Source organism: Halomonas icarae, assembly GCF_009901955.1.
Classification (GTDB): Bacteria; Pseudomonadota; Gammaproteobacteria; order Pseudomonadales; family Halomonadaceae; genus Halomonas; species Halomonas icarae.
The window spans coordinates 2007675-2027881 of sequence record NZ_WUTS01000001.1; the positions used below are offsets into that span (position 1 = coordinate 2007675).

The following is a 20207-nucleotide window of genomic DNA, read 5'->3' on the forward strand; positions in this document are numbered from 1 at the left end:
CTAGCACATGGTTGGCGATTGCCGTGATGGCCGGACGTTCAGCCCGGCGGGGGCTCGACCGCACCAGGCAGGCGCAGCCGAGGAGGTAAGTGATCGAAGAGACTGGCGAAGCCCAGGTCGAGGCCGGTGCGCTCAAGCACCGACAGTGCCGCCTGCTCCGCCTGTTCCGGTTGACGCAGGCGAATGGCCTCCATCAGCAGACGGTGGCGCTCCATGCTGTCGCTAAGCTCCGCGGCACTGTGATTGGAAGTCTCCACCAGCAGGCCAATGGCCGGCTTGAGCATATGGCTAAGCTGGGACCACAGCAGGTTGTGGGTGGCCGCGAAGATCGCTTCATGGAACGCCACATCATGCTCGTCGTGGCTACGCCCTGCCCACCGGCGGTCGGGGGAGTTCAGCGCACTGATCATGTTGTGCCAGGCGGTCTCGATGGCCAACAGGTCGGCGGCGGTGGCGTTTTCGGCGGCCAGGCGTGCCATGAAGGGCTCTACCGCCACGCGGAAGGCGAAGATATCGCGTTGAATGCGAGGGTTGGGCTGGGCGAAACGTGCCATCCAGTCGCTGACCCGTGGGTCGAGCAGATGCCAGTCGGCCAGCTCACGCACCCGGCTGCCCTGCCCCGAGATTCGTACCACCATGCCCCCCGAGACCAGCTGCTGAAGCGCGCTGCGCACCGTGCTTCGGCTGACACCGTAGGTGGCACAGAGGTCGACCTCTCGGGGCAGAAAGCTGCCCGGTACGTAATCTCCGGCGAAGATGCCGCGCGCCAGGTCCTCGGCGATGTCGGGTTTCTGCGGTATCGGCATGGAGGATGACTCTGTTCGACCTTTCGCACATTATGTCCGACATAGAGTGGAACAGATTGCGGCCATCCGCCGCTAGACTTTAGTCGACCCCAGAAGGCAAGACCCCGCCAGGCGGAGTGCCTGGCGGGGTCTTGAAATAAGGCGCGGCGACGGACAGGCCCCGGAGGACCCGTCAGTCGTGATCAGCGATAGACCGGGAACTCGGCGCAGACGGCCTCGACCCTGGCCTTGACCTCAGCCTCGATGGCGGCGGTGTCTTCCCCCTTGGCCATCACATCGAGAATGTCGCAGATCCAGCCGGCCAGATCCCTGCACTCGCCCTCGCCGAAGCCCCGGGTGGTCACCGCCGGGGTACCGATGCGCAGCCCGGAGGTGACGAAGGGGCTCTGGGGGTCGCCCGGCACGGCGTTCTTGTTGACGGTGATATGGGCACGGCCCAGGGCGGCATCCGCATCCTTGCCGGTCAGCTCCTGCTTGATCAACGAGAGCAGAAAGAGGTGATCCTCGGTGCCACCGGAGACGATGTCATAGCCTCGCTCGAGGAACACGCCGGCCATCGTCTGGGCGTTCTTGACCACCTGCTGCTGGTAGGTCTTGAACTCGGGTGCCATCGCTTCCTTGAAGCAGATCGCCTTGGCCGCGATGACGTGCTCCAGGGGACCGCCCTGGCCACCCGGGAAGACCGCGGACTGCAGCTTCTTCTCGATCTGCTCATCATTCTCGCTGGAGAGGATCAGGCCACCGCGCGGCCCACGCAGGGTCTTGTGGGTCGTGGTGGTCACCACATGGGCATGGGGCAGCGGGTTCGGGTAGACACCGGCAGCCACCAGGCCCGCCACATGGGCCATGTCGACCAGCAGATAGGCGCCCACCTCATCGGCGATCTCGCGAAACTTGCCCCAGTCGATGATCTGGGAGTAGGCGGAGAAGCCGGCGATGATCATCTTGGGCTGATGCTCACGGGCCAGCTTGGCGACTTCGTCGTAATCGATGCGACCGGACTCGTCGATACCGTACTGCACCGCATGGTAGTGCTTGCCGGAGAAGTTGGGCTTGGCCCCGTGGGTGAGGTGGCCACCGGCATCGAGACTCATGCCGAGGATGGTATCACCCGGCTTGACCAGTGCCTGGAAGACGGCACCGTTGGCCTGGGAACCGGAGTGGGGCTGAACGTTGGCATAGGTGGCACCGAACAGCTCCTTGGCGTAGTCGATGGCCAGCTGCTCGACGATATCCACATACTCACAGCCGCCATAGTAGCGCTTGCCGGGATAGCCTTCCGCGTACTTGTTGGTCAGCTGGCTGCCCTGGGCTTCCATGACCCGGGGGCTGGCGTAGTTCTCGGAAGCGATCAGCTCGATGTGCGCCTCCTGACGCTGCACCTCCTTCTGCATGGCATCAAAGAGGGCGTCATCGAAACCGGCAATCGTCATGTCACGGCTGAACATCGGCAGAAAACCTCGTATCACGGGGGGTTGAGTCAATCACGGCATGATACCCCAGCCCCCCGCCCCTTTCACATGAATCGATGTCATCCCTGATCGCGAAGCACTCATTTTCCCGGTCTGTTCCCGGGGTCAGCGCGCCTCCACCTGCATCGCGAAGCGCTCGGGCAGTGCCAAGGGATCTTCGGCGAAGCTCTCGAGACGCTCCTCGGCGGGCAGGTTCAGGGTGACCACCAGCTCCTCGGCACTTCCGGCCATCAGGTCGACCAGGCCATGGAGCAGGTCGCTCACCTGAGGACCGAACATCATCCCGAAACCTTCGGCCTGGGTCCGCGCCTTCTCGAGATACTCGGCTTCACTGACGCCCTCCATGGTCGCTCCCAGGGTCATCAAACGCCCGAATAGGCCTCGCTCGGCGAGGCTCAATACCAGATGACCGCCCCCGAGGCTGGCCTCTTCCAGCAGTGTTCCGTCAGCCATCAGCTCGGCAACCTCCGCCCCTTCCGGCAAGGCCAGCAGACTCTCCAGATCGAGGGCCAGGGACAGCGCATCGCGCAGGGCCAACTCGCCATTGCTGACCAGGCGCCCCTCCCGCTCACCCGAAGGCGCCCACTGGGCATCAAAACCGCCATCCAGGCGAAGCTGACCGCTACCGTCGGTCAGTACATTGCTGACCATGCGCATCTGGGTACGCTCCTCTTCGGGCGCAAGCGCGATCAGGCGGTTCAGGTCGACCTTCAGCGCCTCGAGTGACAGCCCGCCCTCCTCGTCTTCGAAGTTACCGTCCAGCTCGAGCCCTACCAGGGACGCCAGCTTCCCCTCGGGATGATCGAGGCTCAGTTCGGCCAGGCTTATCACCTGGAACCACTGCTCCGCCAGCGTCTCGTCGTCGAGAGGCGGCACGGCACTGCCAGGCGCCTCCACCACGATGCTGCCGATGTTCAGCAACAGGTCTTCCTCGAGCTCCTGTGGAGCACCCTCCAGTTCGATGCCTTCAACACGGATGCCCTTGAGGGTGACGGTATCCGGATGCGCGTAGTCCCCCTCGACCACATAACGCTCGATCAAGAGCGTCTCGCCATCATGGCTCTCGAAGCGCAGATCCTCGGCGCGGGTCTCCCCGCCCAGCAGCGAGGTGGAGAGGTCGCCGATGGTAAGCTCGCCATGCTCGGCGACCAGAGCCCGCAGGTCGTTGCCGAGACGCTCGGCATCGGCGAATACGGACGAGCTGGCCAGCAGGGAGAGCGCCAGGGGCAGGGCCAGGCGTGGCAGAGTGGTATTCGGGAATCGCATGGGATCACCTCCTGTGTGATCGTGGAATCAGGCCACAGTCTAGACTAGAGAACTATTCTTCACTTGCGATGCCCCTGGCCGTCAAGGCCCTTTCAAGTCTCGCCCAACAGCCCTAGGCTGATGGCAGGAGCCTGGCGGCGCAAATTTCGGGAGAGCAGATGCCCGATGGCCCCGATCAACAGGGCCCCGCCCAGTGGCAGCACCAGCCATAGCCAGAGATGCAGGCGCGGCGCGAGATCGAGCCAAGCCAGGTAGAACGCCGCGGCGGCCAACTCGGCAAGCAGCGCTCCCATCAGACCACTGGACAGGCCGAGAATGGCAAACTCCGCACCCTGTATCCGGGAGAGCAGGCGATTACCGGCACCGAACACTCGTAGCAGGCCACTCTCATGGGCGCGCACCGGAAGGCTGGCGGTCAGCGCCGCGTAGAGCACGCTGACGCCGGCCAGCAGCACGAAGACCAGCACCACCTCCACGGCGCGAGTGACCCGGTTCAGCAGGTCTCGCACCTGAGCGAGGATGGCATCGACATTGAGCAGGGTCACGCCGGGAAAGTCGCGCACCAGGCCACGCTGCACCTCGCGTTCCGCGTCGTCGAGATGGAAGGCGGTGATATAGCTGTGGCCGAAGCGCTCCAGCACCCCGGGCGGGAAGATGACGAAGAAGTTGGGGCGAAAGCTGTCCCAGTCCAGGTCGCGCAAGCTGTTCACCTCGCCGACGATCTCGGCGGCACCGATGGTAAAGGTCAGGGTGTCTCCCAACTCCAGGCCAAGTCGCTCGGCCAGGCCATCCTCCACGGAGATTGGCACCCGCTCGGCCTCGGGCGACGTGGCGGCCTCGCTGGCTACTTCGGCATACCAGTCGCTGGGCACGCTGCCATCCTGTCCACTCTCCTGTCCACCTCGCTGCTTGTTGAACCAGGTGCCGGCGACCAGGCGATTGCCCTCCGGCAGCGTCTCGCGCCAGGTGAGATTGAGCTCACGGCGCAGGGAATTGTCGCCGCGCGCCTCGGCGGGCACCGCCTCGCGCGGCGTCATGTCGTTGATGGCGGTGATGCGCCCGCGCACCATGGGATAGAGAGCGCTGCGGGCATCGGCGGCGCCGCTGAGCGACGCCGCGAAGGCCTCGCGCTCATGGGGCTGGATATTGATGGCGAAATAGTTGGGCGTCTCTGCGGGTAGCTGCGCCTCCCAGGTGGAGAGCAGATCACCGCGCACCAGGGCGATCATCGCCATGGCGAAGAAGGTGACCGCGAAGGCCAGCAGCTGGCCGAGGCTCGCGGTGCGCCGGCGTGCCAGCTGGGCGCCGCCCAGCCGCAGCGCCTGGGCCACACCCGCCTCGCGCCCGTCACGCGGCAGGCGGGCCGCCAGTCGCAACACGCCGCCGAGCAGCAGCGCCCCCAGCCCCCACAGCACCATCAGCATCACCAAGCCGCCCAGCAGCAGCCCCAGCGCCAGACTCGGGTCGCCGGAGTAGAGCCACAGCAGTCCACCGAAGACGCCGCTGGCTACCGCCACCACTAACCAGGCCGAGGCGGGCAGCGGGTCGAGCTCGCGGCGCAGCACCTTGAGGGCGCTGACTCTCTTGAGTCGCAGCAGGGTGGGACCGGCGAAACCCACCAGCACCGCCAGAGCGGTGAATACTCCGAGCCATAGTGGCAGCGCACCCGGGGGCGGCAGCTCCAGAGGGAGAAAGGTGGTAAGCAGCGCCAGCAGCGCGGCCTGACCGGCCAGGCCCAGCAGAGCTCCCAGCAGCGAGGCCGCCAGCGCCAGCCACAGCAACTGCAGGCCGAACAGCCGACTCAGCTCCCCCTGAGTGGCGCCAAAGCAGCGCAGCAACGCGGCAGTATCCAGGTGGCGGTCGACATAGCGTCGGGTAGACATGGCTACCGCCACCCCGGCCAGCAGCACGGCGGCGAGTCCGGCCAGGCTCAGATAGCGTTCGGCACGCTCCAGGGCACTGCCGAGCCCGGGGCGGTCACGACGCACGTCGCGGACCTCGACGCCGTTGCGGCGCAGCCGCTCCAGCAGCGGCGCCAGGTCGTCGAGGATATCCGGCGGCCCCGCACCGAGCAGCTCGAACGACACCCGCGAGCCATCCTGGACCAGCTCGGTGGCCTCCATGTCGTCACGATGCATCATCAGCCGTGGGTTGAAGCTGCCGAAGCCCGCGGACTGATCCGGTTCGCGCTCCACCACGCCACCGACGGTCAGCTCGCTCTCGCCCAGGCGTACACGGTCCCCGATCTCGGCCTCGAGCAGCAATGCCAGGCGGGGCGCCAGCCACACCTCTCCTGGAGTCGGGCCGTGAGCCACCACCTCGAGCCCCTCCCCCTGGTCGACATGTACCCCGCCATAGAGGGGATAGCGGTCATCCACCACCTTGAGGCTGGCGGGCTGGAAGGCGTCACCCAGGCTGATCATGGAGACCATGTCGACCTGATCGCTGAGCACCAGCCCCGCCTCCTCCAGGGTGGCACGCAACTCGGCATCGAAGGGGCGCCCCTGCTCCAGCACCAGATCACCGCCCAGCAGCTGACTGGCCTGACGGGTCAGGCCGCGGTCCAGCCGGTCCAGGAAGAAGCCGATCATGGTGGAGGCAGCCACCGCCAGGGCCAGGGCGATGAACAGCGCACGCACATCGGCGGCGCGCAGGTCGCGGGCAAGCCCCCGGGCCGAGAAACGCACCAGGCGCAGAATGGAGAGACTCATGCGCCCACCTCGTCGAGCCGCATCTCCTCCAGACGGCCGTGATCGAGGCGCAGGCAGCGGTCACAGCGCCGCGCCAGGGCGTGGTCGTGGGTCACCAGCACCAGGGTGGTCCCGGCCTCGCGGTTAAGCGAGAACAGGGCATCGATGATGCGCTCTCCGGTCTCGGGGTCGAGGTTGCCGGTGGGCTCATCGGCGAATACCAGCTCGGCACCGGTGACGAAGGCGCGCGCCAGGGCCACCCGCTGCTGCTCGCCACCGGAGAGCTGCTTGGGCAGATGGTCGAGGCGCTCGCCTAGTCCCACGCGGGTCAGCCACTCCCTGGCACGCTGCTCGCTGTCCGCACGGGGTGAAAGTTCCAGCGGCAGCAGCACATTCTCCAGGGCGGTCAGGGTCGGCAGGAGCTGAAAGTTCTGGAACACGAAGCCGACACGGCCGGCACGCAACCGCGCCCGACCATCCTCGTCGAGGTCGGCGAGGCGCTGGCCGAACATCGCCAGCTCACCGCCGGTGGGCAGATCGAGTCCGGCCAGCAGCCCCAACAGGGTCGACTTGCCGGCACCACTCTGGCCGAGAATCGCCAGCGTTTCTCCAGGGAACACCGAGACGGCCAGATCACTCAGAATGGTGAGTTTTCGCTCACCGCTTCTCACCTGCTTGATCAGATGCTCGGCGTGTAGAATCGGCGTCATATCCGTACGAGAGGTCGCGTTCATGATGAAAAAGTTCCCTGAAGTTGCGTTGCGCCATCTCATCACCTGGCTGCTGGCGTTGGCCCTGTCGATGGGTCTCACCCTGGTCCAGGCCGACGAGCGTCCCACCCTGCTGGTGATGGGCGACAGCCTAAGTGCCGCCTACGGTATCGAGGCCGACAGTGGCTGGGTCAGCCTGCTGCAGGCGAGGCTGGAGAACAAGGCGCGGGTGATCAACGCCAGCATCAGCGGCGAGACCACAAGCGGCGGGGCAAGCCGCTTACCCGAGCTTCTCGGACAGCATGCCCCCGACATCGTTCTTCTCGAACTGGGTGGCAACGATGGCCTGCGCGGCCTGCCTCCCGGCCAATTCGAGGCCAACATGCGGCGCATGATCGAGGCCAGTCACGCGGCCGATGCCGAGGTGCTGTTGCTGGGGATCGATATCCCCCCAAACTATGGTCGGGCCTATCGCGACGCCTTCACCGGGGTCTACCGCCGCCTGGCCGATGATTTCGAACTACCGCTGGTGCCTTTCCTGCTCGATGGAGTGGCTCTGGATGACAACCTGATGCAGGAGGACGGCATTCACCCCACCGCCGCCGGCCAACCCATCATTCTGGAGAATGTATGGCCCGAACTGATGACGTTGCTGGAGATTGATCTGGACCTGGTATCAGACTAAACCTTAACTCACCTGCTGCCGGTTTAGTGGAGACAGCCCCCATTTCTGGACCCTGCCCATGCCTTCGCCGCCGCATTCACAATTACGCTACTCGCGTCGTGGTCTGCTCGGTGGAGGCTTGGCCCTGTTGACGACGCTATGTATCGGCGGCTGGCCGGGGACAGCCGCGGGAAGCTTCAGGCCCGACCAGCTACGCCTGGTGATGCGTACCCGCTATGGCGACTCGGGCAGCACAACCCTTGAGGAGTGGTTCACCCTACTCGAGCGATTGGCCAGCCAACCCTTGCGGACGCAGCTTCGCGACACCAACGACTTCTTCAACCGACGCATTCGCTGGCTGGATGATATCGATATCTGGGGCCAGGAAGACTATTGGGCCACGCCGCTGGAGACCATGGGCAAGGCCCAGGGCGACTGCGAAGACTTCTCCATTGCCAAGTACATCACCCTTACGCACCTTGGTGTGCCGACCCGGCAGCTACGCATGATCTATGTGCGTGCCCGCATCGGACGTCGACGGGTTACCCAGGCACACATGGTGGTGGGTTATTACGAGACGCCCACCAGCGAGCCCCTGGTCCTCGACAACCTGTTGCCCACGATCACACCCGCTGCCCAGCGGGTCGATCTGGATCCCGTATTCAGCTTCAACAGCGATGGCTTATGGGTCGCCGGCTCGACACGGTCAACCGCCAATCCGGTACAGCGCCTGTCGCGGTGGAGCAGCGCACTGTCTCGGATGCAGGAGCAGGGGTTCTTATGATTTTCCCCCGCATCACGATACCAACCGCCTTGTTCTCACCGCGAAACCTTGCAGGGGAGTGGCCGCCATGTCGCTGATAAAACAACTGTGGATCACGATTCTGGTGATCCTGCTACTAGCCCTGGGCGGCAGCCTGGCGATCGGGCTAACGGCTCTGCGAAATTACACCGAGCAGGAAATTCGGATCAAGAATATCGATAACGTCAATGCCCTGGCACTCTCGATAAGCCAGCTGGACAAGGATCCGGTCGTTATCGAACTGCTGATGGCCGCTCAGTTCGATACCGGTCACTACCAGCTGATCGAACTGCACACCCCCGGTGGAGAGCTGATTGCTCGGCGCGAGGCCGACGACCCTGTCGATAAGGTGCCTGGCTGGTTCGTCGACCTGGTACGTTTCGATATCCCCTCCAGCCAGGCGGTGATCCAGAACGGCTGGCAACAATACGGTACCCTGACCCTGCAGAGCCAGCATGGCTTCGCCTACCAGTCCCTATGGCACGGCGCCATACGGTTGGTCGCCTGGTTCGGCCTGGCAGCCCTGGTCGGCCTGCTGCTCGCCGGCTGGATCGTGAGAACCATCCGGAAGCCACTAAAAGCCGTGATCGCCCAGGCCCGGGATATCGGCGCACGACACTTTACTAACAGCCCCGAGCCGCGGACTCGGGAGCTGCGCCAGGTGGTTCAGGCCATGAACCGGCTCTCCAATTCCGTCAGGCAGATGCTGCATAGCGAGAGCGAGAAGCTCGACAAACTGCGCCGCCGGCTGCAGCAGGATAAAGCGACTGGCGCCCTGGGACGCGATGCTTTCATGACCCAGCTGGCTGCGCATCTCGAAAGCAACGATGAGCGCGCCAGTGGCTGCCTGGCGATGGTGCGCCTGAATCAGCTTCCCGACGTCAACCAGCATCTGGGGCGGGCCCCCACCAAGGCACTGCTCAAGAACCTGAGCCAACGCCTTCATAGGGTCGTCCAGACCCAGGGCGGTGGCGTCGTGGGCCGCCTGAATAGCGGCGACTTTGCTCTTCTGATACCGGGTAGCGAGAACAACGGCGCACTGGGCAAGGCCCTGACCGCCGAGCTGGAGGCCCTGCGGAACAGCGAGACTTCGCAGGAACTGGAGCTGTTCTCGGCCCTCTGTCACTATGCACCTGAAGATACCATCAGCACGCTGATGGCCGGCCTGGATGCCGCCCTGGCCGCCGCCGAAGCCCAGGACGGCCTGGGTCAGCAGTGGGTCGAGAGCCAACCCGGCAATCTGCTCTATACCAACCGCGCCGACTGGCGAAACGCCCTGGAGCGGGCCATCGCACAGGGGCCCCGGCTGGCCAGTTTCCCGGTGATCGATGCCCACGGCAATTTGCTACATCATGAGAGCCCCGCTCGCCTTCACCTCAAGGGCGAGTGGCGAGCGGCGGGCACCTTCATGCCCTGGATATCGCGCCTCGCACTCACCACGTCTCTCGACCTGGCAGTTGCCAAGGCCGCCATCGATTCCATCGTCCGTGACCACACTCCCCTCGGAATCAACCTCTCGCTCGCCTCGATTCGCGATGCACACTTCCTTACTCGTCTGTCAGACCTGCTCAAGGCACACCCCGAACAGGCCCGGTTACTGTGGTTGGAGCTGCCAAAATCCGCCGCCCTGCGCGACCCGGAGCGATTCCGCCTGCTGTGCAGGGTGCTGCTGCCGCTAGGCTGCCGTATTGGTCTGGAGCATGTGGGGAACGAGTTTTCTCGCCTCGGCGAGCTGCAGGGTACCGGCCTCTCCTTCCTGAAGTTCGACCGCAGCCTGGTTCAGGGCATCGAAACGAGCCAGGAGCAGCAGACGGTCCTGCTTGGCATGGCGACCCTCTGTCGCTCCCTGGGCGTGCTGACGATTGCCGAGGGTGTTGCTAACGACACCGAGTGGCAAACGGTGCTCGACCTCGGTCTGGATGGCGTCACCGGTCCCGGCGTTCGCTTGTAGCACCGCCGTGAGCGCTCACGAAGGATCACACAGTCAACGCTTCCGGTTCGACTCGCGCGACTCAATGGCCTCATCGAAGCCCCTGACTCAGGGCGCCTTCTGCCACTGCTGCAGCCCGAGTCCGCCGAGGATCAGGATCAGGCCGATCAGGGTGGAGGGCAGAATCGGCTCACCCACCACCAGGTAGAGCAACAGCAGCGATACCGGCGGCGAGAGGAAGATCAGGTTGGAGACCTTGGCCGTTCGCGACACGCCATGCACGGCGAGCTGCCACAGCACGAAGGCGATGCCCATCTCGAACAGCCCCACATAAACGCCGGCTCCGAGTGCCGGCCAGCCATGCCACTCGAGCCCGGGGCCGGCGATCAGCAGCAGTGTCAACACCGGCACCCCGACGCTGAAGTTCTGCCACTGGGCCACCAGCGGGGGCCGATGGTCACGGGCGTTGAGCAGCCAGTAGAGCGCCCAGATCAACGTCGAGGCCAGCGCCATTCCAACCCCGAGCGGATCGGCGAAGGCCACATCGAAGATGGCGCCACGGGTGGCGATCACCCATACCCCGGCGTAGGCGACAAGGCCCGCCAGCACATCGATACGCGTCAATCGCTGGCCGAGGAGCGGTACCGCCAGAAACGCCATGGCCAGCGCCCAGGTATAGTTGAGCGCCATGGCTTCCTGCCCAGGCAGGCGGTCATAGGCACCGAACAGCACCAGGTAGTAGGCCACCGGGTTCATCAGCCCGGCCCAGGCGGCGGTACGCCAGCCCTGGCGCAGCGCCTGACCCAGTCGTCCCTCGCGTGCCACCAGGATGCCGATCAGCGCCCATGAGACCAACGAGGCGAGCCACATCAACGCAAGCGGCGACATGTACCCTAGCGCCACCTTGAAGGCGGTGGCCACGGTGGACCACAGTGCCACCGCGCCGAGGCCGTAAAGCATGGCCTGACCATCGCGGGTCATGGTGACACCTGCATGCGTCTAGAGCAGTCGAAGAATCTGATAGATGACACGGCGGCCTCCCTGTCGCGACAATGGGGCCCCATCCTACCAGCGAGGAGCCCCCATGGCCGCACCCGATATCAGTCAGCACCGCCTCTATGAGTGGCTGACCGGCGACGATGACAGCCGGATGTGCAAGGACATCCCCGACGAGGCGTGCGACGAGCAGCCACGCAGCTTCTTCCTGCATCTGATCGCCTCGCTGGGCAACAAGCTGGCCGACGAGCTGTCCAGCGCACGACTGGTGCTGCCCTGGCTGCTGGGGGTGATCGGTGCTCCCCTCTGGATGATCGGCCTGCTGGTGCCGATCCGCGAGTCCGGCGCCCTGCTGCCACAGCTGTTCGTGGCTGGCTTCATCCGTCTCAAGCCCCAGCGCAAGTGGGTATGGGTGGCCGGTGGGCTGCTCCAGGCGGCAGCCGCGGCGTGCCTGGCCCTGCTGGCGCTATTCGGCTCCGGCGGCATCGGCGGCAGCCTGGTGCTTGTCGCCCTGGTGGCGCTCTCGCTGGCCCGGGGGCTCTCCTCCATCGCCACCAAGGATGTGCTGGGCAAGACCATCGCCAAGCAGCGCCGTGGCAATCTGATGGGCTGGAGCGGCAGCGTGGCGGGCGCCGTGACCCTGGCCGCCGGCGGCGTATTGATGCTCTTCGAGGACCGCCAGGGGGAGGTCGCCCTGGCCGTGCTGCTCGGGGTGGCGGCGTTGGGCTGGGCGCTGAATGCCCTGTGTGCGGCGCGTATCCATGAGGCGCCTGGTGCCGTGGAGGGCGGCGAGAATGCCTGGGACAGCATCAAGCTAGGCCTGCGCCTGCTGCGTGAGGATCGCGCCTTCCTGCACTTCAACATCTCGCGCACCCTGCTCCTGGCCAGCGCCCTGGCACTGCCCTGGGTGGCACTGCTCGGCCAGCAGCAGAGTGGCACCGAACTGGGAGGCCTGGGGGTGCTGATCGTGGTGTCGGGACTCGCCGGCATGCTGGCAAGCCCGGTATGGGGAAAGCGCGCCGATGCCTCGAGCCGACGGGTGATGCGCGATGCTGGCCTGGGGGCAGCGGCCTGCTGCCTGCTCGGCGCCACCATCGCCTGGCTGCCGGGCGACTGGACCCGGACGGTATGGCCCTATGCGCTGGTCTATGCGCTGCTGGTGGTCGTACACGCCGGGGTGCGGCTGGGTCGCAAGACCTATGTGGTCGACATGGCCAGCGGCGACAACCGCGCCCTCTACGTGGCGCTCTCCAACACCATCACCGGGGCGCTGCTGCTGGCGGTGGGTGGAGCGGTCGGTGCCCTCGGCCAGTGGCTGGGCAGCCCGGCCCTGCTGGTGATTCTCGCCGCCATGGCGCTGGCCGCCGCCACCAGCGCCAGCCGGCTGCCCGAGGTGGAGTAAAGAGACGGAGCAAGCAGATGACACGGAAAAGCCAGGGTATGCAGCATGCCGAATTGAAATCCACGCGGTCGCTGGCCATGATAACAGGCACACTTGACCGCAATTGGCATGCCGTCAGCCCAGTGGCCAGGACAGGATCAGCGCCGGTAACAGCCCCATAATGGAATGCTTAACATGAAACGATCTCCACTGATCAGCCCGGATCTGCTCGAGCGCATCGTCGACGCCTCCGATGATGGTATCGTGGTTGCCGAACAGGAGGGCGACGAGACTATCCTGATCTATGTCAACCAGGGCTTCGAGCGTCTGACCGGCTACAGTGCCGACGAGATCCTCTATCAGGACTGTCGGTTCCTGCAGAACGATGATCGTGACCAGGAGGGGCTTGTCACCATTCGCAAGGCGCTGGCCGAGGGGCGCCCCTGCCGAACGATACTGCGCAACTATCGCAAGGACGGCACCCTGTTCTGGAATGAACTCTCGATCACGCCGGTCCACGACGAGGACGACAACCTTACCTATTACATCGGCGTGCAGAAGGACGTTACCGAGCGAGTCGAGGCCCAGCAGGAACTGGAGCGCGTCAAGGCCGAGCACGGCCTGGATTGACCACCCTGAACGATATCGCACCCAAAGGGCTTGCACTTCTCGATTTTTAGCACTATATAGCGCCCAGGCAGCCATGTTGTGACCGAGTGTTGTGACCGAGTTGCCTGGGCGCTTCGGATTCCACGGATGCACGGGGAAGAGAAGCGATATGTGATCGGTCGGCACGGGTCGACCACTGGCCATGGGAGGAACGCCACATGCGCCGTGAACACCTTCTCGATTCCGATGTTGACACTGATCGGGAATCCGCTGATGCAATGAACGATGACGACTACGCTCCGCCCCGCGCCTCCAGTCGCGCCGACACCCTGCGCGCCCGGCGCCGCGTGGAGTCACTGCTCGAGGAGCGGCGCCTGCGGCGTGCCATCGAGGATGACTGGGCGATCGACGAAGAGGAGTAGGCCCCGACCGCACGCTCCAGTGGCTGGCCTTTACCCGTTGCGGGCACTATCATCCGTGGGTCAGCCAACCCTCCAACCAAGTGGAACTCCATGGCGCAATACGTCTACACCATGAACCGGGTGGGCAAGATCGTGCCCCCCAAGAAGCAGATCCTCAAGGATATCTCTCTCTCCTTCTTCCCGGGCGCGAAGATCGGCGTACTGGGCCTCAACGGCGCCGGCAAGTCGACCCTGCTGCGCATCATGGCAGGCGTCGACACCGAATTCGAGGGCGAAGCGCGCCCCATGCCGGGCATCAACGTCGGCTACCTGCCCCAGGAGCCCCAGCTCGACGACGACAAGAACGTTCGCGAGACCGTGGAAGAGGCGCTGGGCGAGATCAAGGATGCCCAGGAGAAACTCGACGCCGTCTACGCCGCCTATGCCGAGCCGGATGCCGACTTCGATGCCCTGGCCAGCGAACAGGCTCGTCTGGAAAATATCATCGAGGCCTCGGACGCTCATAACCTGGACCGCAAGCTGGAGGTGGCCGCCGAGGCCCTGCGCCTGCCGCCCTGGGATGCCCGCGTCGGCAATCTCTCGGGGGGTGAGCGGCGCCGCGTGGCGCTGTGCCGCCTGCTGCTCTCAAGCCCCGACATGTTGCTGCTCGACGAGCCCACCAACCACCTGGACGCCGAGTCCGTGGCCTGGCTCGAGCGCTTCCTGCATGACTACAACGGCACCGTGGTCGCGATCACCCACGACCGCTACTTCCTCGACAACGTGGCCGGCTGGATCCTCGAGCTCGACCGCGGTCAGGGCATCCCCTTCGAGGGCAACTACTCGGGATGGCTCGAAGCCAAGGAGAAGCGCCTCGAGCAGGAAGCCAAGCAGGAGGCCTCGCGGAACAAGGCCATCAAGCATGAGCTTGAGTGGGTGCGCAGCAACGCCAAGGGTCGCCAGGCCAAGAGCAAGGCGCGCCTCAATCGTTTCGAGGAGATGCAGTCCGGCGACTTCCAGAAGCGCAACGAGACCAACGAGATCTATATTCCGCCCGGCCCGCGGCTCGGCGACAAGGTCATCGAGTTCCACGGCGTCTCCAAGGCCTTCGACAACAAGCTGCTCTACGAGGACCTGGACTTCACCATTCCGCCCGGTGCCATCGTCGGTATCGTCGGCGGCAACGGCGCGGGCAAGTCGACGCTGTTCAAGCTGATCACCGGCAAGGAGCAGCCCGACACCGGCGAGGTGGTGGTCGGCGAGACCGTCGATATCGCCTATGTCGAACAGCTGCGTGACGCCCTGGATGACAAGCAGACCGTGTGGGAAGCCGTCTCCGACGGCCAGGACATGCTCAACATCAACGGCTATGAGGTCTCCTCACGGGCCTATGTGGGTCGCTTCAACTTCAAGGGCAACGATCAGCAGAAGCGGCTCAACGAGCTCTCCGGCGGTGAGCGGGGTCGTCTGCAGCTGGCCCAGACCCTCAAGCAGGGGGCCAACGTGCTGCTGCTGGACGAGCCTTCCAACGACCTGGATATCGAGACCCTGCGCGCCCTCGAGGAGGCCCTGCTGGCCTTCCCCGGCTGCGCCCTGGTGATCTCTCACGATCGCTGGTTCCTCGACCGGATCGCCACTCATATCCTGGCATTCGAGGGCGACTCGCATGTGGAGTTCTTCGAGGGCAACTACACCGAGTATGAGGCAGATCACAAGAAGCGTGTCGGCGATGACACCCCGCATCGCATGAAGTACAAGCGCATCGACGCCTGACGTCTCAAGACCGCACTATCGCCCCCTCGCCCGACAGGCAGGGGGCGTTTTCGTTGTGTGGGGTTGCTCCCTGCCACGCGACAGGCCATAAGGGAGTCAATCATCGCGAGGACTCTATCATGCGCGTCTTGCTGTACTGGCCCATTCATCTGTTCAAGACCTTTCGGCAGAGTATTGCCTACCTGCCCTCTCTGCTGGCGCTGGCCTATGCGGTGTTGGCCTATGTGTCACTCTTTCTGCCGATCTCCGACGAGCAACTTCCCTCCCTGCTGGTCAAGCTGATCGAGCCACCGGAAAGCACCCGCTCGCTGCTCGCCGCCCTGCTTGGCGGCATGATCTCGTTGATGGTATTCAGCTTCTCGATGGTGATGTCGGTACTCTCCCAGGCCGGCGGTCAATTCTCCCATAAGCTGGTATTTGGCCTGATATCGGAGCGGCATCATCAGAGAGTCCTGGGTCACTATCTGGGCACCATCCTCTTTGCCCTGGTGCTGCTGATGACCCCGGATGTCACCGAGGGCATCGCGACCTGGCGGACGCTGGCGGTCTACCTCGCCTGCCTCATGGTCATTCACTGTCTCGCCCTGTTCGTCTACTTCATCCACAACGCCTCCCAGTCGATACAGGTCGACGCCGTGGCGGCCGACCTGCACCGGACTACCCTCAGCTCGATGCAATCCCTGCAGTCCTGCCAGAATGGCGAGGAGTGGCGAACCCTCTCTACCTGCATCCCCCCCACCACCTCCGATCACCCCTATCACCCTGTAAATGCCCGGCAGGCGGGGTATCTGCTGAATGCCGACCTCACTACCCTGGCAACCCTGGCGGAGCGTGCCGAGGGCACCCTGCACCTGCATTTCCACTTCGGCGACTACGTGGTGGCGGGCATGCCGATCCTCTCGCTGGAAGCCCCGGAAGCGCCCGATTCGGGCTGGTGCGATGAGGTGCGCGCCACGCTGACCTATATGGAGGGGGAGTCGATCGGCGAGCACTACGTGTTCGGCATGACGCAGCTGATGGAGGTGGCCCTCAAGGCACTGTCACCGGGGATCAACGACCCCGGCACTGCCCGGCTGTGCCTGCATCGCCTCACCGACCTGCTGCGCCGACGCCTGGAGTGGCGACCCTGTGACGCGCTCTTCGACCAGGACGGCGTCTGCCGAGTGACCTGGCGGGTAGAGGAGTTCGACAGCCTGGTTTTTCGGCTCTTCCAGCCCATCCTGACCTACGGCGGAGCAGACCTGAGCATCGGCCTGGAGCTGCTGAGATCACTGAAGACCCTCTCTCAGTTCGCCGATAACAAGGATATCAAGACACTCCAGGCCCATGCCGATCGCGTGGTGGAAGCGCTCGCCCAGACGGCAGATCACCCCCTGGATCGGCGCTTCGTCTCGGATCAATTGAATCGCGGCTCCCATCGCCTCTCGCTGCCGGATACTCTGCCCCGCTTTCCCCCTGAACGGTTGGATCAGTAGGGAGAGGACTCTCCTTCCGGCCGCGTCTTGAAGCGCCGATGCAGCCACAGATACTGTTCGGGGTGCTGGCGGATCGCCGCCTCGATCACGGCGTTGATGCGGGTGGCATCTGCCACTTCATCATCGCTGGGAAAGTCTCTGAGTGGCGGCAGGTACTCGAGGGTATAGGTGCGATTGTCCGCGTTGCGGTGAAAGACCAGCGGTATCACCGGCGCACCGGTCATGCGAGCAATACGCGCCGTCATCTTCACCGTGGCCGCCTGAATACCGAAGAAGGGCGCAAAGACGCTGACATTCCGGCCAAAGTCCTGGTCAGGCGAGTACCAGACCGCATGCCCCGACTTGATGCGACGCACCACGCCGCGCAGGTCGTGGCGGTCGATTACCGCATCGAAGTAGGGGGCTCGGGCACGCCCCATGAAGCGGGCGAAGAGCGGATTGTCATGGGGACGTTGCACGGCGTCGGCCCGAAAATAGAGCGAATGCAGGGCGGCACCCAGGTCGAGGGTCGAGAAGTGCACCCCTAGGATCAACGCCCCCCTCCCTTCCGCCTCCAGCCGGGCACGATGCTCCTGGCCCTTGAAGACGACCCGGTGACGCAGGTGCTCGGGGTCACGACACCAGCCCGTTGCGGTCTCCATGAGACCGATGCCATTGGCGATAAAGGTCTCTCTGACCAGGCGGCGCTGCGCCTCATCACTGAGCTCAGGGAAGCAGAGCCTGAGATTGGTCTCGGTGATATGCCGGCGGCGCCCGGCGAGGCGTTGAGCGGCCAGTCCGATCAGCTTGCCGGCCCACAGCTTGAAGCGCCAGGGAAGCCAGGCCGCGATATGCATGGCGGCGATGGCCAGCCAGACCGGCCAGTAACGAGGGTGAGCGAAGTTGGGGCGGTCGGGAACGTCCCTGGACATGTTCGGTTCCTGTCGGGCTTTCAAGACGCTCCATGATACCGCCTCGGCACCCTGGGCAGCACCCCGGTCAGCAGGGTGTAGCTGATGGTATCGCAGTGGCGAGCCACCTCATCCACCGACAGCACCTCGCCGTTGGCGGACCGACCCCACAGCACGACCTCGCTGCCGATATCCGCCTCGGGAATATCGGTGATATCCACGGTGAGCATATCCATGGAGACCTTGCCGGCAATGACGGTGCGCTGGCCCGCGACCAGCACCGGGGTGCCGTCCACGGCATGGCGATCATAGCCATCACCGTATCCCGCCGCCACCACGCCGATGCGTGAGGGCCGGGGGGTGACCCAGCGCCCGCCGTACCCTACCGGCTCACCGGCAGGAAGCTCACGTACGGCGATGATCGCCGAACGCAGGGTCATCACCGGCAACAGCTGGGAGGTCAAGGCGTTGGGCATCTCGAGGGGGTCGCTGCCATAGAGCATCACCCCCGGGCGATTCCAGGCACCATGGGCCTCGGGGTGCGCCAGGGTCGCCGGCGAGTTGGCCAGACACAGCGGCGCCCCCAGGCGTTCTGACAGGGACTCGAGCTGGGCCAGTTGACGCTTGAAATAGCTGCCATCGACCAGATCCGCGGTCGCGAAGTGGCTCATCAGGTGGAGGTCACAGGCCTGCTCCGGCGCCGCTGCCAGACGCTGCCACACCGTTTCCGCGCGTTCGGGCGAGAAACCCAGACGGTGCATGCCGGAGTCCACCTTTAGCCACACCGGCACCGGTCGCGAGAGTCGCTGCCCCAGCAACGCGTCAACCTGCCAGTCACTGTGCACCGCCATCCACAGCCCAAGCGCATCCACCTGGGGCAGTTCATCTACGCTGAAGATGCCCTCGAGCAGTACGATGGGTGCAGTGATACCCGCCTCGCGCAGTGCCACCGCCTCTTCGATGCAGGCCACCGCAAAGGCGGGCGCAATGTCCTCCAGGGCTCGTGCACAGGCAACCGCACCATGCCCGTAGGCATCGGCCTTGATCACGGCGACGCTGCGACTGAGGGGCGAGCACTCACAGGCGAGACGATAGTTATGGCGCAGGGCGTCGAGGTCGATCTCGGCGATCAGCGGCCGGGCCATGGCAAACTCCTGAACGATGGGTAATGGTCCAGCATGGAATTATCATCGGAAACAACCCCAAAATCACGCAAAAAGCCACCATATTAGTGGTGGCTTATCGCAACAACATGCTTAATTATCAAGAAAAATAAGTGTTTTTTGCTGTCTGAGAATGTCAGGCAAAGATAGCGTCCAGGCTCAGACCCTGTTTCTCGAGAACTCGGCGCAGCTTCTTCAGTGCCTCAACCTGAATCTGTCTGACACGTTCACGGGTCAGACCGATCTCCTCCCCTACCTGCTCAAGGGTGGCCGCCTCATGGCCACGCAGACCGAAGCGACGCACCACGACTTCGCGCTGCTTTTCGCTGAGCGCGGAGAGCCACTCATCCACAAGCTGCTTGACATCACCATCGAGCAGACTCGACTCGGGACCATCATCGCTGTCATCGGCAAGCGTCTCGATCAACGGCTTGTCGCTATCCCCTCCCACGGGATAATCCACCGACGAGATGCGCTCGTTGAGACCCATCATCTTCTTGACGGCTTCCACTGGCTTGTCGAGATACTCGGCGATCTCCTCCGCGGTGGCCTCATGATCGAGCTTCTGGGTAAGCTCGCGAGCCGCACGCAGGTAGATATTGAGCTCCTTGACCACGTGGATAGGCAGCCGAATGGTGCGTGTCTGATTCATCAGCGCCCGCTCGATGGTCTGACGAATCCACCAGGTGGCATAGGTGGAGAAGCGAAAGCCTCGCTCGGGGTCGAACTTCTCCACGGCGCGAATCAAACCGAGGTTGCCCTCCTCGATCAGATCGAGCAACGAGAGACCACGATTGAGATAGCGCCTGGCAATCTTCACCACCAGCCGCAGGTTGGACTCGATCATGCGTGAGCGACCCATGGGGTCGCCCTTCTGGGCGAGGCGACCGTAGAATACCTCCTCCTCGGGAGTCAGCAGCGGCGAGAAGCCGATCTCGTTGAGATAGATCTGAGTGGCATCAAGGCTCTGATGGCTGTAGCGATCCTCGCGGGTCAGTGCCTTCTCGAAGGCTACCTCATCGTCAGCTCCTGGCTCGTCGATGGCATCGACGATCTCCTGCTCCTTCTCCTCGAGCGTGTCCAGATCTACGTCCTGAAGGTCCCGTTCAAGCATGCTCATCGATGGCTACCCCGTGCTAGCGTCCTGTCGCCGAACCCTGGAGCATCGGCGAAACCGAT

Annotated in this window: 17 protein-coding genes; 8 read left to right on the forward strand and 9 right to left on the reverse strand. The window is 64.3% G+C overall.

The genetic code is table 11. The features are described from left to right. Positions 1-38 precede the first annotated feature (38 nt). From GRB80_RS09225 to GRB80_RS09245, 5 genes are all read right to left on the reverse strand, one after another. Positions 39-806 (reverse strand): FadR/GntR family transcriptional regulator, encoded by a 768-nt coding sequence (locus GRB80_RS09225; protein WP_161423371.1) that lies wholly within the window; start codon positions 804-806, stop codon positions 39-41. Between the two features lie 182 nt (positions 807-988). Beyond that, on the reverse strand, positions 989-2254 hold the full coding sequence (gene glyA / locus GRB80_RS09230) for a serine hydroxymethyltransferase (RefSeq protein WP_132043079.1): 1266 nt from the start codon (positions 2252-2254) through the stop codon (positions 989-991). Positions 2255-2383: 129 nt separating this feature from the next. Then, on the reverse strand, positions 2384-3544 hold the full coding sequence (locus GRB80_RS09235; protein ID WP_161423372.1) for a hypothetical protein: 1161 nt from the start codon (positions 3542-3544) through the stop codon (positions 2384-2386). A gap of 92 nt (positions 3545-3636) precedes the next feature. Beyond that, on the reverse strand, positions 3637-6255 hold the full coding sequence (locus tag GRB80_RS09240; RefSeq protein ID WP_161423373.1) for an ABC transporter permease: 2619 nt from the start codon (positions 6253-6255) through the stop codon (positions 3637-3639). Next, positions 6252-6968, reverse strand: a complete 717-nt coding sequence (locus GRB80_RS09245; RefSeq protein ID WP_161423374.1) for an ABC transporter ATP-binding protein — start codon at positions 6966-6968, stop codon at positions 6252-6254. The genes GRB80_RS09240 and GRB80_RS09245 overlap by 4 nt, the downstream gene beginning before the upstream one ends. Here GRB80_RS09245 and GRB80_RS09250 point away from each other — a divergent pair. From GRB80_RS09250 to GRB80_RS09260, 3 genes are all read left to right on the forward strand, one after another. Then, a complete protein-coding gene (locus GRB80_RS09250; protein ID WP_374708622.1) occupies positions 6967-7629 on the forward strand; it encodes an arylesterase in 663 nt (220 codons plus the stop codon). The two genes, GRB80_RS09245 and GRB80_RS09250, sit on opposite strands and share 2 nt — an antisense overlap. A gap of 58 nt (positions 7630-7687) precedes the next feature. Further along, positions 7688-8392, forward strand: a complete 705-nt coding sequence (locus GRB80_RS09255; RefSeq protein WP_161423375.1) for a transglutaminase-like cysteine peptidase — start codon at positions 7688-7690, stop codon at positions 8390-8392. A 67-nt stretch (positions 8393-8459) separates the two neighbouring features. Beyond that, positions 8460-10361 (forward strand): bifunctional diguanylate cyclase/phosphodiesterase, encoded by a 1902-nt coding sequence (locus tag GRB80_RS09260; protein WP_161423376.1) that lies wholly within the window; start codon positions 8460-8462, stop codon positions 10359-10361. An 87-nt stretch (positions 10362-10448) separates the two neighbouring features. On the opposite strand, the gene GRB80_RS09265 is transcribed toward GRB80_RS09260, so the two are convergent. Further along, positions 10449-11321, reverse strand: coding sequence for a DMT family transporter (locus GRB80_RS09265; RefSeq protein ID WP_161423377.1), 873 nt, complete (start codon positions 11319-11321; stop codon positions 10449-10451). Positions 11322-11424: 103 nt separating this feature from the next. Here GRB80_RS09265 and GRB80_RS09270 point away from each other — a divergent pair, with 103 nt between their 5' ends. The 5 genes from GRB80_RS09270 (at position 11425) to GRB80_RS09290 (ending at position 16975) form a co-directional block, all read left to right on the forward strand. Beyond that, positions 11425-12738, forward strand: coding sequence for an MFS transporter (locus tag GRB80_RS09270; RefSeq protein WP_161423378.1), 1314 nt, complete (start codon positions 11425-11427; stop codon positions 12736-12738). A gap of 174 nt (positions 12739-12912) precedes the next feature. Further along, entirely contained in the window at positions 12913-13347 is a 435-nt protein-coding gene (locus GRB80_RS09275) for a PAS domain-containing protein (protein WP_132043064.1), read from the forward strand. Between the two features lie 197 nt (positions 13348-13544). Continuing rightward, entirely contained in the window at positions 13545-13748 is a 204-nt protein-coding gene (locus GRB80_RS09280; RefSeq protein WP_161423379.1) for a PA3496 family putative envelope integrity protein, read from the forward strand. A gap of 90 nt (positions 13749-13838) precedes the next feature. Next, a complete protein-coding gene (gene ettA, locus GRB80_RS09285) occupies positions 13839-15500 on the forward strand; it encodes an energy-dependent translational throttle protein EttA (protein WP_161423380.1) in 1662 nt (553 codons plus the stop codon). Between the two features lie 119 nt (positions 15501-15619). Next, positions 15620-16975, forward strand: coding sequence for a DUF2254 domain-containing protein (locus GRB80_RS09290; protein ID WP_161423381.1), 1356 nt, complete (start codon positions 15620-15622; stop codon positions 16973-16975). On the opposite strand, the gene lpxL is transcribed toward GRB80_RS09290, so the two are convergent. The 3 genes from lpxL to rpoS form a co-directional block, all read right to left on the reverse strand. Then, positions 16969-17886 (reverse strand): LpxL/LpxP family Kdo(2)-lipid IV(A) lauroyl/palmitoleoyl acyltransferase, encoded by a 918-nt coding sequence (gene lpxL / locus GRB80_RS09295; protein ID WP_161423382.1) that lies wholly within the window; start codon positions 17884-17886, stop codon positions 16969-16971. The two genes, GRB80_RS09290 and lpxL, sit on opposite strands and share 7 nt — an antisense overlap. Positions 17887-17906: 20 nt before the next feature. After that, positions 17907-19010 carry an alanine racemase gene (alr, locus tag GRB80_RS09300; protein ID WP_161423383.1) on the reverse strand — a complete coding sequence of 368 codons (1104 nt, stop codon included), beginning with the start codon at positions 19008-19010 and terminating at the stop codon, positions 17907-17909. A 154-nt stretch (positions 19011-19164) separates the two neighbouring features. Continuing rightward, positions 19165-20142 (reverse strand): RNA polymerase sigma factor RpoS, encoded by a 978-nt coding sequence (rpoS, locus tag GRB80_RS09305; protein WP_132043136.1) that lies wholly within the window; start codon positions 20140-20142, stop codon positions 19165-19167. Between the last annotated feature and the right edge of the window lie 65 nt (positions 20143-20207).